The sequence below is a fragment of the Bifidobacterium sp. ESL0798 genome (assembly GCF_029395415.1).
Classification (GTDB): domain Bacteria; phylum Actinomycetota; class Actinomycetes; order Actinomycetales; family Bifidobacteriaceae; genus Bifidobacterium.
This window is the reverse complement of sequence record NZ_CP113914.1, coordinates 91,463-105,568: the sequence shown is the minus strand read 5'-3', so window position 1 is coordinate 105,568 and position 14,106 is coordinate 91,463. Positions and strand designations below refer to the sequence as shown.

Annotated in this window: 8 protein-coding genes and 2 pseudogenes; 7 read left to right on the top strand and 3 right to left on the bottom strand. The window is 57.8% G+C overall.

The features are described from left to right. Positions 1-14: 14 nt before the first annotated feature. The 3 genes and pseudogenes from OZX74_RS00380 to OZX74_RS00370 form a co-directional block, all read right to left on the bottom strand. Complete coding sequence (locus tag OZX74_RS00380; RefSeq protein ID WP_277156641.1) at positions 15-590, bottom strand: GtrA family protein; 576 nt, start codon at positions 588-590, stop codon at positions 15-17. Beyond that, positions 587-3,034 (bottom strand): glycoside hydrolase family 3 C-terminal domain-containing protein, encoded by a 2,448-nt coding sequence (locus OZX74_RS00375; RefSeq protein WP_277156640.1) that lies wholly within the window; start codon positions 3,032-3,034, stop codon positions 587-589. Before OZX74_RS00375 ends, OZX74_RS00380 begins: the two co-directional genes overlap by 4 nt. A gap of 315 nt (positions 3,035-3,349) precedes the next feature. Then, positions 3,350-6,285: pseudogene (locus tag OZX74_RS00370) on the bottom strand (glycoside hydrolase family 3 N-terminal domain-containing protein). Positions 6,286-6,556: 271 nt separating this feature from the next. Between OZX74_RS00370 and OZX74_RS00365 the strand changes: the two are divergent. From OZX74_RS00365 to OZX74_RS00335, 7 genes and pseudogenes are all read left to right on the top strand, one after another. Continuing rightward, a complete protein-coding gene (locus OZX74_RS00365; protein WP_277156639.1) occupies positions 6,557-8,002 on the top strand; it encodes a glycoside hydrolase family 2 TIM barrel-domain containing protein in 1,446 nt (481 codons plus the stop codon). A gap of 16 nt (positions 8,003-8,018) precedes the next feature. Beyond that, positions 8,019-9,194 (top strand): DUF4982 domain-containing protein, encoded by a 1,176-nt coding sequence (locus tag OZX74_RS00360; RefSeq protein ID WP_277156638.1) that lies wholly within the window; start codon positions 8,019-8,021, stop codon positions 9,192-9,194. 319 nt (positions 9,195-9,513) lie between these two features. Then, on the top strand, positions 9,514-10,044 hold the full coding sequence (locus OZX74_RS00355; protein WP_277156637.1) for a histidine phosphatase family protein: 531 nt from the start codon (positions 9,514-9,516) through the stop codon (positions 10,042-10,044). Continuing rightward, complete coding sequence (locus OZX74_RS00350; protein WP_277156636.1) at positions 10,010-10,354, top strand: histidine phosphatase family protein; 345 nt, start codon at positions 10,010-10,012, stop codon at positions 10,352-10,354. Before OZX74_RS00355 ends, OZX74_RS00350 begins: the two co-directional genes overlap by 35 nt. A gap of 192 nt (positions 10,355-10,546) precedes the next feature. Beyond that, a pseudogene (locus OZX74_RS00345) lies at positions 10,547-11,503 on the top strand (serine/threonine-protein kinase); the annotation flags it as partial. Between the two features lie 236 nt (positions 11,504-11,739). Next, complete coding sequence (locus tag OZX74_RS00340; protein ID WP_277156635.1) at positions 11,740-12,921, top strand: hypothetical protein; 1,182 nt, start codon at positions 11,740-11,742, stop codon at positions 12,919-12,921. 195 nt (positions 12,922-13,116) lie between these two features. Continuing rightward, positions 13,117-14,082, top strand: coding sequence for a thioredoxin domain-containing protein (locus OZX74_RS00335; RefSeq protein ID WP_277156634.1), 966 nt, complete (start codon positions 13,117-13,119; stop codon positions 14,080-14,082). The last annotated feature ends 24 nt before the right edge of the window (positions 14,083-14,106 follow it).

Genomic DNA, 14,106 nt, shown 5'->3' with positions numbered 1-14,106 from the left:
CGACGAAACTGCCTCTACTTGTCGGCTTCGTCGTCCTTCTTGGCGGGGGCGATCCACCACTTCAGAAGCGGGTAGCTGATGATGACGGCCAGGACGGTGTTGACCACGGAAGCGAGGGTGGAGGAAACGGCGTCATTCCAGCCGAAACCCTTGCACAGCGTGGTGATGTAGCCTGGCAGCAACAGGCCGCAGACCACGATGATGATGGCCAGGATCGCGTACTTCCAAGCCGCGGACTTGAAGCTCGCGTCGGACTTGAAGACCCACTTCATCTGCACCACGAAGTTAACGGCCTGCGCGCAGATTTCCGCGATGAGGAAGGTGAGGAAGCCGCCAAGGCCGTTGGTACTGGGCTTCGAGTAGTTGAAGATGAGGAAGCTGAACGGCTGGGTCAGGTGCATGGCGTGCACGAACAGCGCAGTCAGAATCCACACGGCCACGAAACGCGTGATGGTCGAGATATTCGAAAGCACGTTGAACTTAATGAATTCCCACAGGTTCGGATACTTATTGATCAGACGCTTGCACGCGGCGATGAAACCCGTGCCCTCGACCTGCTGCGAGCTTTCGTTCTTGTTGGTGTCACTCATTTGTTTTCAAGCTCCTTTGCTACGCGCTTGTTGGCGGAAATATTGCGGAAATAACCGGCGATGAACGAACCGGCGCCACGGAAGGTATGGCCGTTCGCGATCTTGACGACGGCCTGCACCATCGCGGAATCGATCATGCCTTGCGCCATTTTGCATATCGCACGCGGCGGCATATTCAGCACGAAGAGGATGCTGAGGTCGGGTTGGCCAGTCTTCTGGCGAATTTTGACCTCTTTATTGGTCAATACCTTGGCGATGGTTCGAGCCACAAAGCCGCGCGAATCCGCCCACGAGGAAATCGGGTCGTTCTCGCCGAAAACGGTTGGTTCGCCGGACGCGGCAACGCTGTGACCGAAGAGAGCCGTCATCTCGCTGTCGGAGACTTCCTTGATCTGCCCTTTGAGATAGTGGCCAAGAGCCGGGTTCGGCGGGCACAAATCGCTATCGCCCCGAACCATCTGGGTGACGGAAAGCGGCAAATGCTCCACGCTGTCGCCGACCAGAATCTCACGCATGCCGGTCTCGGTTTTCCATTGTCCGGTAACGACGTCGTAATGGCGGAATGTATAGCGATCGAAGGGGATCGTGACCGTCTTGGTCTCGTGCGCGCCGAGGAAGACCTTCTTGAAGCCCCTGAGCTCGCGGTCGGGACGCATCGCGCCACCACGAGGCCCGCGGACATACATCTGGGCGACGGTGGCACCGGCGACATCCGAATCGTTGGTCACGGTGAACGCGATGCCGTTCTTGTCGCCGGCCAGACCGGAATAGGTGAACGCGCTGTAACTCAGACCGTAACCGAACGGGAAGCGCACCGGCACCCCGGCCGTTTCGTAGTAACGGTAACCGACGAACGGACCTTCGCGATAGATCGAATCGCGGCCGGGGGACGGGTACCAGCCGGAACTGGGGACGTCTTCGTATTTGAGCGGCCAGGTTTCGGCAAGGTGTCCGGACGGATTGACCTTGCCAGTGAGTACACGGGCGGCAGCGGAAGCACCAGCCTGGCCACAAAGTCCTATATAAAGGAGTGCGGCAACGCTGTCGAACCACGGCAGCTCAACGGGGGAACCGGCAACGAGCACGATGACCACGGGCTTGCCGGTGGACGCCAACGCCTCCACCAGTTCGTTCTGGCACTCGGGGAGGGCCATAGTGGAGCGGTCGAGACCTTCGGATTCGCTGCGCTCGTCAAGACCGATGACGGCAAGCACCACGTCGGTGTCATCGGCTGCGGCCAACGTTATGGCACCATCAATCAGCACGCCGTTCTTGCCGCCGTGACGCTCATAGCCCTGCCGATAGCCCGCAACTTCCACACCGTCGATCTTCTTGAGCTCGTCAAGCAGGTTTTCTTCCTGCGTTGCATTGACTTTGGCGGAACCGGAACCTTGATATCGTGCGGTTTTCGCCATGTCACCGATGACTGCGACACGAGTGCCGGGTTTCAGAGGGAGCGCCGGGGCAATCTTGTCGTCGACACTGCCGTTTTTCAACAATACGCTGGTGTTTTCGGCGACCTGACGGGCGATCTTGTGGTGTTCTTGCGCCACCTCATCACTAAGCAGGTCATCGCGACCAACTCCTGCGAAATGCGTCCGTTTGGCAAGTTTGGCGACCTCACCGGCACGAGCGTCGATATCCGCCTCGGAAAGCGTTCCGGCCTTCACCGCGGCAACCAGCTCACGCACGGAAGTGTAACCGGGAGAAGGCATCTCGAGCGTTCCGCCGGCCTTCACCGCGGCGAGAGCGGACTTGGAACCGCCCCAATCCGAGATGACCGCGCCATCGAAACCCCACTCCTGACGCAGGATTTCGGTGAGCAGATGCTTGTTTTCGTGAGAATACGTGCCGTTGACCTGATTGTACGACGTCATAATGGCCCAAGGACGCGCCTGACGGACCATAATCTCGAAACCGGTCAGGTACAGCTCGCGCAACGTCCGTTCGTCGACCACGGAATTGGAAGCCTGACGCCGCAACTCCTGGCTGTTGACCGCGAAATGTTTCGGGCACGCGGCCACGCCATTGCTCTGGATACCTTTGACCAGGCCCGCCGCCATGCGCCCGGCGACCTGAGGGTCCTCGGAATAGTACTCGAAATTGCGGCCGCAAAGCGGGTTGCGTTTGATATTCAGGCCAGGGCCGAGCAGCACGTTGACACCGAGGTCGTGAGCCTCGCGCCCCAGAGCCTTACCCAGAACTTCCGCGAGCGCGGGATCCCAGGAATTGGCCACCGTGCCGGCTGTCGGGAAACAGGTGGCGGGCTTGGACACACCGATGCCCAAGTGGTCGCCCACACCAAGTTGGCAGCGCACCCCGTTGGGGCCGTCGCTCATCGCAAAGCTCGGAATTCCGGCCCGCTCATTGCCGCGCGAAGTCCACTCCGACGCGCCGGAAAGCAATGCCGCCTTCTCGGTAACGCTAAGTTCCTCGAGTTTCATGATTCTCCTTACAACATCTTGCCGTTCGCACCGTCTCGTCGCCGATGCCCTGAACGAACGTTGGTTGGCACATTTATGCGGCACTGCAAGCTTGTGCCACACCGCATAAATCCACCACCGGCAAGTCTATTTAATCAATAATCTTCAATATCCTGCCTGATGAAAGGCTAAGCTGTCATTTCTTTCGCACGATTGGCGCACGGACATATCTGCTATATAAAAAGGTGATGGAGCCTCGCTGTAACTGTTGTTGCGGCGAGGCTCTATCTCAGTGATTCCGTATTACAATTCCGTATCAGTGGAATTGCTTAGCAATCACTGTTCGTCAGGAGTCGCGGCATCGGCCGAATCGCTGGTGACAACGACCTTGGCTTCGTTGCGGCGACGGAGGTAACGGCGGACCGCTACGACTTCAAGGCCGACGAAGAGCACCGCGGCGACAACCCAGACGACGTACATGGCCGTCTTCCAGACCGGCGTGGCAGCCTTGGGCTCACCATTCTGGTACTCCCAGCCGTTCACCACAGTGTAGAGGATGTTCTTCGATGCACGACGCATCGCGATCACGGAGGTCGCGGACTTGTCGGTAATGTGGTTGGTCACCTTGGTGGTGGCGAGCATCGCATCGCCGCCGTTGCGGATGATCTGGTCGGCATTCTGCATCGGATCGCCCGAGAAGTAATCGGTCAACACGAAGCCGTGGAAGCCCCATTCGTCACGCAGCACCTTGTTGAGCAACGCATCGCTGGCGCCCGCATAGGTGGGTCCGAGGTAGTTGAAGGCGCTCATCGCAGCGGTTGCGCCGCCGGTCTTGACACCCATCTCGAACGGCTTCAAGTAGATCTCGCGCATCGACTGCTCATTGGCCCAGGTGGCCAGCATGTCGTTACGGTTGGTCTCCTGGTCGTTCAGCGCGAACTGCTTGATGAAGGCGTAGACACCCTTGGACTGGGCACCCTGCACCTGGCTTGCGGCCAAAGCGCCGGCGAGCTCGCCGTCCTCGGAGAAGTACTCAAAGTTACGGCCGGAGAACGGGCTGCGGTGCGTATCCATGCCCGGGGCGTACCAGCCGTCCACGTGCATGTCGTGAGCCATGTCGCCGATCATCTTGCCGAATTCCTTGTTGAGATCCTTGTTCCAGGAGCAGGCGAAGGAGACTTCAGCCGGGAAACCGATGGAGCCGACCTTGGTGAAGTTGTTGTTCAGAGCGGCCGGGCCGTCAGCGTCGGTGGTATGAACCTTGCCGACGGAATCCACAGCTGCGGTGCCATAACCAGCGTTAGCAATCAGGTCGTCCATGTCCTTGAAGGTCATCTGATCAAGCAGCTTGTCCCACTCCGGATCGTCGATGGACTTGCCGCGAAGCTGGGCCAAGCGCACGTTGTTCTTCGCACCTGTGGTCGGCATCTTGTCGCTGGACTTGTCGTGATCGGTCGGCTTGTAGTTGCCGTTGTTAATGAACTCGGACTTCACCTTGTCGCTCATGGAAAGGCTCTTCGGAGCGGCAGTAGCCTGCGCATAGTTCGCGAAGTGGTTGGCGCGGGACAGATAAGTCACATCGCCTTCGACATCGTCGAACCGGTTGGTGGCCGGAGTCTTGTCGCCGTTATGGGTCTTGGACTTGGAATTATAGGTGATGGTCTCTGGAACGTTGACGTTCTGCTGATCGATCGCCGTATGCGAATCGGAGTTGATGGAGACGGAATAATCGCCCTTCTCCAGCACCCAGGCCTTGGCGTTCTTCGAATCGTAAGAGGCCATGTCGCCATCCGTGAAGGAAATCTTGACGTCCTGGGATTCACCGGGCTTGAGGGTCTTGGTCTTGCCGAGAGCCACAAGGTTGGTGCTGGCCTTTCGATGCCGCCGTTGGTGTATGGCGGATCGAAGTAGGCCTCGACGACATCCTTACCGGCCTTGTCACCGTCGTTCTTGACGGTCACATCGAAGGAAACCTTGCCATCGGCATGGTTGATCTTGCCCATCTTCTGGCTGAACTTGGTGTAGCTCAGGCCATAGCCGAACGGGAACTCAACCACATCGTCATAGTTGATGAGGCCCTCCTTGGCGGCGGTCTCGTAGAACTTATAGCCCATGTAGATGCCTTCGGAATAGTTGACGAACGACGGGGTCTTGACCTTGGTCTTGCCATCGAAACCGGTGGTGGCCACACCAAGGCTCTGAGCGTTGTCATACTTGAAGTTGCCGAAGTTGTTGATGTTGACGGTCTTCTTGAGGTCCTTCAGGAACGTGTCGGAAGTACGGCCGGACGGGTTGACCGTGCCGGCGAGCACCTTGCCGAGGGCCGTGAAACCGGTCTGGCCGGCAGGCGGGCACCACAGCACGGACTTGATCTGCGGATAGTCCTTGAGGAAGCTGAACTGGAAGGCGTTGCCGCCATTGTAGACGACGGTGACGTTCTTGAAGTTCTTGGTGACCATGTCGAGCATGTTGCGCTCGGTCTGATCGAGTTCGAGGAAGGACTGGCCGTCCTTGAAGTCCTCATAGCTCTTGGAGTTGTTGTTGAAGGAGACGCCCGGAGCCTTCATATTGGTCGGCAGGTCGTTGCCCTCTCCGCCCTGGCGAGCCAGGAACACGACGGCATTGTCGGAGAACTTCTTGGCGTTCTCCATAGCGTTGGCCGGATACTTGTCGACCGGAGCCTCAGGAAGCTCCCAATTCGGCGCGAACATGGCACCCTTGATGACCGGACGCTGCTTCATGTAGTCGGTGTAGACCTTGGTCAGATCGGCGTTGGTCTGAAGACCTGCCTTCTTCATGCCATCGAGAACGCTCACGGTCTTGTACTGCGTATTCATGGCGCCTGAACCGGTGCCGGAATAAATTGGGTTGGTCGAGGCCCAGCCGAAGACGTTGACCTTCTTGCCGTTCAACGGCAGATTGGAATCATCGTTCTTGAGCATGGTGATGCCTTCGGCCTGCACCTCTTCGGCGAGCTTGTTGGCCCGGCTGATGGTGTCCTGCGAAAGCACGTATTTCTTGGAAGTCACGTTGTTGAGCAACGTGGACATCGGGCCAGTGAGCATCATCGAAACAGCGGCGACGATGGCGACCAGCACCACCAGCCACGTCTCGCTGTGCACAAGCTTACGTGTTCCGGTATTTTGCACCGTCTTCTTGTTGACGGCGACGCTGATGATAATGGCCAGAACCAGCAAGACGCCGATGACTACCAGGTAGGGCACCAGCGACTTGATGACGTTGACGACATCAGCCATGTTGATCTGCAACATGAGAAGTCCTCTCTTTATGTTTCACATATCATGAATGAACAATGGCTGTCACGTCTCATTTGACGTAACCACCACATCTACTCGCTCAACTTTGAACCAAGCCATGCGACGATGCTACATTCATACAGCTTCATTGTGTAATGGCAATCCTGAATTCTCAAGACTGTGGCTCAGCCTGTCATTTTCCACGCACGTTTTGCAACCATCCCACGTCAAATCCTTTTCGACAACGCACGACGGTAGTATCAAAACATAGTAGAAAAGAGCGTCTATGCAGTCAACAGGATTCGACGGGAACTGGCAGGTTCGGCACTTGGACAGCGACGAAGCGTTTACGCCGGTGACGCTGCCGCATGACGCCATGCTTTACGAGCCCCGTCTGGAGAACGCTCCGGGAGGGACCAACACCGGATGGTTCGACGGACGCGATTACGAATACATCCGACACTTCACACCTGGCGAGGACCTGCGCGACGACGCCATCATTCTCGAGTTCGAGGGCGTCTACCGGCTTGCCGAAGTCTTCGTCAACGGGCGAAAGGCCGGTTCCTGCGACTATGGGTACAGCGGATTCACGGTTGACATCACCGAGCTGGTCGCCATCGGCAAGGACAACGAAATCCGGGTGGTAGCGCATAACGCCGACCAGCCCAACTCCCGCTGGTATTCAGGAGCGGGCATCTACCGTCCGGTCACGCTTTGGACGGGGCCACGCGAGCATATCCGCTTCGAAGGCATCGGGGTGCGCACGATATCGACGGACCCGGCAAGAATCGAAGTCACGCTGCAGACCACCGGAGCAGGCAGCGCGTATATCGAGATCTTCGAGGGGAAACAGGATACCGATACGCCGGCATCCGAACGCATTACATCAAAAGCTTCCGGGTCAATGCCATCGGTGGCATCCGCAAACTGCGAAACCGACGAGCAAGGCAACGCAACCGTCATGCTCGATATCCCCAATGCACAATTGTGGAGCCCGGAACATCCCAATCTTTATACCTGCCAAGTAAGGTACCAAGCCGAACACGGCGAGACCACCGCCGACACGGCCAGCACGACGTTCGGTGTGCGTACGCTTGCCTGGGGCGAGCGCGGATTCCTCATCAACGCAAGACGTACCATCCTGCAAGGCGCCTGCATCCACCACACCAACGGCATACTGGGGGCCGCCGCGTTCCCCGATGCCGAACGGCGCAAAGTCGAAGAGCTGAAGGCCCAAGGCTACAATGCCATACGCTCGGCCCATAACCCTTGCTCCAAGGCCCTTCTCGATGCATGTGACGAGCTGGGGATGCTCGTCCTGGACGAATACATCGACCATTGGTACATTCACAAAACCCTCTACGACTATGTCGATTACTTCTCCGCCAATTGGCGCGGGGACCTAGCGGCCATGGTCTCAAAAGACCGCAACCATCCCAGCGTCGTCATGTATTCGATCGGCAATGAAGTGAGCGAAACCGCCGAAAAGAAGGGCATCGCGCTGACCCGATCCATGGTCGATCTGCTGCACACCCTCGACCCTAGCCGACCGGTGACCTGCGGGATCAATATCTTTTTCAATTTCTTGAGCTCGATCGGTTTCGGCGTCTATTCCGACAAGAAAGCGCACAAAGAGGCCGAATCGGAAGCCGGCGAGCGCCCACCCGAGCTTTCGCGAGAAGACATCGTACCCGGAGCATGCGGGTTCAACCGCCGAAAACCGGCAGGATAAATCCAGACACAAAGCCGTGGGCAGCGAGTTCTTCAATAATCTTGCGGGAATCTTGGGCGCCGATTTCATGAAAACCGGAGCCACACTGCATGCCTGCGACGTCAAGACCCGCGACGCCTTCGCGCAGCTCGATATCGCCGGCTACAACTATGGCATCAAACGTTACCGAAAGGACCTGCAGCGCTACCCACATCGGCTCATCCTCGGTTCCGAAACGTTCTGCAGCGATGCCTACCGGTTCCGCGAAATGGCTAAAGCGAACCCGCGGCTTATCGGGGATTTCGTATGGGCAGGTATGGATTACCTGGGCGAAACCGGCATCGGAGCCTGGGAATACGAGGATTATGCACCAGCGGAAAGCGGGTTCGGATGGCTCGCCGCGGGCTCAGGCCGTCTCGATCTGACGGGAAGGGTGACCGGCGAGGCTCTCTATACCCGCGTTGCTCTTGAAAAGGACCAGGGCCCTTACCTTGCGGTGCAGCCAGTGAATCATACCAACGACAAGCACTCCCCAAGCGCCTGGAGAATGACCGACGCCATGCCTTCCTGGAGTTGGGCGGGCTGCGAAGGCCATAAGGCGAACGTGGAGGTCTATGCGCGTGCGGCCAGCGTCGCCCTGATATTGAACGGACAGGAAATCGGACGGAAGACATTGCACGACGATTGCCTTGCGCGATTCAGCTGCGAATATCAACCCGGAACGCTTGAGGCCGTAAGCTTCGATGCAAACGGCGCGGAAATCGGCCGGTGTGCATTGACCAGCGCCCAAGGCCCGACCCGACTCACCGCTTCTCTGGAACCCGAAAGCGGTTTCGAGGAATCACAATCCGTTTACGCGGATACGACGGAGCATAGGCAACACATGGCCTCATCCGGCATCTGCCGTCCGGGACATCTGGCATACGTGCGCGTGCGCTACACCGATGCCGTCGGAATCACCAAACCGCTGGAACGCGGCATTTTACGGGCCAGAATCAGCGCTGGCCGGCTGGTCGCTTTCGGCTGCGCCGCACCGTTCAACCCGGGCAGTTTTGTTATCGGCAGCACCGACACCTACTACGGTGAAGCATTGGCAATCATTGAAATGCCTACTGCGGGAGAGACCCCGAAAACCGACGCCGAACCATCGCCGGTAGTCCTGAGCGTCACCGACGGCAAACTGGAAACCAGCCTTGCCATCAAAATGGCGTAACGGGCTCCGCGCATTTCAGTATCGGATATCCTGCCATCAGCGCCGTTACGTACGAATCTGCCACGTCCTGTCAACATACGATAATTTACCTATTTAAATAAAATAGACACGCTAAAATGCTCTATTTCAATCACATGGTATCATCTTAGAAAAATTATAATTCAAATAGGTCACAGCGGAGCACCTATATTCCTTTAATCCGGACGTGCATGTTGGCCCATTGCAGAGCACATGAACGATAGTCTTCCACGCTGGATTCACCACCGCCTGCGCTATTTACGACGAAGTCACGCAGGCAACCCAAAGAGAAAGGGATATCATGAACAAAGTCCTAGCGAAAGCAATCGCCATGCCTGCGGCAATCGCGCTTATTTGCCTTGCCGGCGCATGTGGATCCGACACGAAAGCAAATAATACAGCCCAGACGAATGCGGCCGCGCAGACCACCACCATCTACCTGGTCCGTCACGGCGAAACCGCAGCAAATGTGATGCATCGCGCACAAGGTTGGAGCGACTTCACGCTGACGCAAAACGGCGTCGACGGCGCCAAATACTTGGGCAAGGGGCTGAAAGACGTGAAATTCGCAGCAGCCTATTCCGGCGATTTGACCAGGCAGGAAAAGACAGCCGACGGCGCGCTGAAGGCCTCGGGCAACAACAACGTCAATCTGAAAATAGACCCGCGTTTAAGGGAGTGCAACTACGGCAGTTACGAGGGAGTGCCAGACACAGACGAGGCCATACCTGCAATAGCCCAGCATTTCGGCTACGCGAATTCCCCAAGACTTCATGAAAGGCTCCGGGAGCCAGCTGATGAGCAAGATGCAGGAAGGATACTACGAACTTGACCAGGCCAACAGCCTCAAAACCGACCTGCCGACGGAATTGCGCGCCGAAAAGCCCGAAACCGTTGAAAACAGAATGAGCGAAGCCCTGACCCAAATCGCCAAGAAGCAGGCCGACAAAGGCGGCAACATCCTCGTGGTGAGTTCGGGAATGTCAATCAGCCTGTTCCTGGAAGCGCAAAAGATTCTCAACAACGCAGGGCCGCTGAAAAATGATTCGGTCACCAAACTCACCTACAAAAACGGCAAGTTCACACTGGTCGGCGACATCGGAAGCCTAAAATATTACGACGCCGGCAAAAAGGCGGCATAACGGGCTTACGCCACTGTCGAGAAAGTGCACTTCAGAGCTACTGGAGTGCACTTTTTGATGCTGCGTGCAGGGAACACGCACTTTGGCTGAGCTGGCTTGCGGCTTTTGACGGCAGCGTCCGGAAAGTGCTCATATGGGCCGGGCCAGGGACGATGCGGCAGCCAAACGGCAACGTGCCATGCCCCAAGTAGTATTGACCATATGAGCGACTTGAACGCGTTGGACCTGGAACCCGGGGAGATTGTCGGCGGATACACGCTGATCTCACGGCTGGGCGGCGGCGCGATGGGCTCGGTCTGGCGGGTGCGCGATGACGGCGGGCAGATATACGCCATGAAGATTCTGCGCGATTCACTCAAGGACGAGAGCGAAACCGATAGTCCGGATTACCAAAACAACGGTACTTCAGGCAACAATGGATCCGATGATTACGGCAACACCGCTGCCGATGGCAACGGCGAATCAACGGGCCATCACCGCAGCCACGATCCGCACGTCACGGCCCGCGAGCGCATGCGGCGCGAGGCAGTGGCCATGCGCAAAATCAACCACCCAGGTGTCTGCGCCATCGTCGACATGGAACTCGACGATTCCCTCGCTTTCATCGTCACGGAACTGATCGAGGGCAAGAACCTGCGCGATGACGTGGCGGCGAACGGCCGATATGTCGGCGACGATCTGCAGCGTCTGGCTTCCAAGCTCATCGACGCGGTCCGCGCAGTGCACGCGCAAGGCATCATCCACCGCGACATCAAGCCCACGAATGTCATGGTAAGCGCCTCGGGACCGGTCTTGGTCGATTTCGGCATCGCCATGAGTGCCGGGGAAAGCCACGTCACCCGCACCGGTCTGGTGATGGGCACGCCCGGCTTCATCGCCCCCGAAATCATCGACGGCGCGGAGAGCGACGAAGCCACCGACTGGTGGTCGCTCGCCAGCGTCATCGCCTTCGCCGCTACTGGCAGACCGGTTTTCGGCAGCAAACCGATGATGGCGGTGCTCGAGCGCGAGGCGAGTGGCAACGCCAATCTCGCCGGCCTTCCGCCCAATACGTTGAACGCACTGCGAAGCGCGCTCAACCCCGACCCTGCCAAGCGCTGCAGCCCCGACCAATTGCTGCAAGCCATCACGCTCGACGCCCTGAACCCGTTCGAAAACGGCGAGCTGGATGATGAGGACGACAACGCGACTGGCAACAATGCCAACGGCTCTGACGGGGTGATGCCCCCTTTGGCCAAACGCCTCGGCCTGATTCCGGCCCTGGTTCGGGGAGTCTGGCAACAAGCAATCCCCGAACCAATTGGACCGATGACATTCCCCTATCACCGGCGGTATCAGAGGACGAGACTTCTGAACACGATGCCAATAATGTCGAAACAAAGCCAATGACCCCGCAAGGTCGGCAAATACGCGGTTCCACGCGAGCAATGCCGCAAGGAGACAATAAAGGCGACGGTGGCACTGCCGCAACGATGCCGCTCGCCCCGTTCACCGGGACAATGCCACTGAGCACAGAAATGACGCAAAGTCTGGAGCCGACGTCGACTCTGACCTCTGCGAACCCACAGGACGTTGAGCAGACGGGAGCCGGGACCGTACCTATGGCAATCGCCCCACTGGCTCCAGGCCAGCAACAAGTCCCGGGCGCACAATGCCCGGCACCATATGTATACGGTCAGCCGAACACGCAACCTGGCTATATACCTCAACAAGCGCAACCGCAACCGCTGATTCAGCCGCTTGAATCCGAACCAGCGGTAAACCCGGCAGATATCAGACGCGGCAGGCTCCTTTCGCGTTCCGTCCTGCCGCTTTGGCTTCTGGCGATTCCGCTCGCGCTGCTTTCGGCTTCGGCACCGCTCATCTCGATTTGTTGCGCCACGGCCCTGCTTTGGTTCCTTCTGATGTTGGGTTACAGCGAAGAGGGGCAACTTGGGCGCGAGGGTCGTCACGGCGGCATCCGCAAAGGCGGGGACACGGCGCTGCGTACGGTAAGCCTGCCTTGGCATACCCTCAAAGCTCTGCTGTTCACCGTCCCGCGAGCGCTGGCGCTCATCTTCATCGCCGGCGTGGGCCCGGTGGTCGTCAATCTGGTTTCGGGGCTTCCCATGCGCATGGTTACTTTGCCTCTCGGCCCCTTGCATCTTCCGCTTGCCTTGCCGGCGGATCTTTCCCTCTCCTATTCGAGCGCTTCGCTGGCGATATTCATGGCCGCCGCCTGGATTGCCGCCGTTTTCGGCCCGAAGAGTACGCTGTTGCGTATCGGCGCCGGCAGACTGCGCGGTGCAGCTTATCCCAAGCCAGGCAATACGATGCAGGCAGGGCCTCAACCTCTTCCCCCAACCCCAACTTCCAACGAATACAGATATAATTTATTAAATTATGAAAACAATGCCAGCGATATCGACGCTGATGTGGACATGAATGGCAGTGGGTCTTCCAAACGTCACTCGGCTGGGCACTGGGTACTTTTAGCGATTTGGCTGATACTCTCGCTTGCGGCGCTCGCGTTGGCCCTCAGCAACCATCAGATCAACTGGGTCCCTCTGCCCACCCCTCAATTGTGATCGCGCAATCCGAACATACGGTCAGAATCCGCATCGGTCACAAAATGCAATCAGCGTTCGCCCCAAAGCTATTTCATCCACCCATACGTGCAAAATAAAGAACATTAGGTCTATTGCAATGCGTTGGTGCTTCAGTCGCTACGACAAAGGGCCAACCAGCGGTTGACAGTATTTTGCAATCACAAAGAAGGGCATATGGCACAGCAGGGCAACAATAAAAGGCAAAAGCGCAAGATGAGAGCCAGACGCCAGGCCGAAGAAGCGGCGCGCCAGAAAGCGCTCGAAGAGGCTGCCGCCAAGGAACGCAAGCAACAGACCATCATCGGCGCTATCGTCGTCGCCGTCATCGTCATCCTTGTTGCCATCATCGCCATCGTCAGTTTCCGTTCCATTCACAAGAAGAACGAAGCGAACAAGGTCACCGCTAACGCTTCATACTCCGCCCTGCAAAAAGTGAAGACCAAACCGAAATACGCCGACGACAAGGGCGGCATTCTGATTTCCAAGGACGGCTACAACAAGAAAATCGCCAAAGTGCCGACCGTCGAGATCTACATGGATCCGCTTTGCCCCGGCTGCGGTTCGCTGCACCGCCAGATTGACACCGACCTCGATAAATTGGTGAACTCCGGCCAAATCAATCTGGTTTACCATCCCATGAACTTCCTCGATGCGGATTCGACCGACCAGTACTCCACCCGCGCCGCCGGAGCCCTGCTTTACGTCTCCAGCCACGATCCGGACGCCCAGCACCTGCTTGATTTCGTCAGCAACCTTTACAAGGAGGGCTATCAGCCTGCCGAAGGTCCTGAATACAAGCCGACCAGCAACGCCCAGATTCAGGCCCAGGCCGTCTCCGCCGGGATTTCCCGGGACGTGATGAGCAAGGCGTTCAACGGCACCTATAACAAGTGGCTCAAGGCCTCCTACGACTACACGGTCCGGCGCAAGGATCTGCTCAACAGTTCCGGGCAGATGAGCACCCCGGCCGTCACCATCAACGGCAAGCTCATGGACATGTCTGAGATTTCGCAACTGGGCATCACCCAGAAGCTAGGCTTTGCTCAAGCAGCTTGGCATCAAGGAATCGCAGGTCGGCGAGGAAGGGGTCCTGCCGAAGATCGGCACCGGAGCTCCCGAACCCTTAAACTGACAGTCTGATTATGAGCTTCAAGACCGGCGGCA

What these genes read in the sequence shown, in the direction of transcription:
- OZX74_RS00365 (WP_277156639.1), top strand. Translation starts at nt 6,557, where the DNA reads ATGCAGTCAACAGGATTCGACGGGAACTGGCAGGTTCGGCACTTGGAC.
- OZX74_RS00335 (WP_277156634.1), top strand. Translation starts at nt 13,117, where the DNA reads ATGGCACAGCAGGGCAACAATAAAAGGCAAAAGCGCAAGATGAGAGCC.
- OZX74_RS00350 (WP_277156636.1), top strand. Translation starts at nt 10,010, where the DNA reads ATGAGCAAGATGCAGGAAGGATACTACGAACTTGACCAGGCCAACAGC.
- OZX74_RS00340 (WP_277156635.1), top strand. Translation starts at nt 11,740, where the DNA reads ATGACCCCGCAAGGTCGGCAAATACGCGGTTCCACGCGAGCAATGCCG.
- OZX74_RS00380 (WP_277156641.1), bottom strand. Translation starts at nt 590, where the DNA reads ATGAGTGACACCAACAAGAACGAAAGCTCGCAGCAGGTCGAGGGCACG.
- OZX74_RS00355 (WP_277156637.1), top strand. Translation starts at nt 9,514, where the DNA reads ATGAACAAAGTCCTAGCGAAAGCAATCGCCATGCCTGCGGCAATCGCG.
- OZX74_RS00375 (WP_277156640.1), bottom strand. Translation starts at nt 3,034, where the DNA reads ATGAAACTCGAGGAACTTAGCGTTACCGAGAAGGCGGCATTGCTTTCC.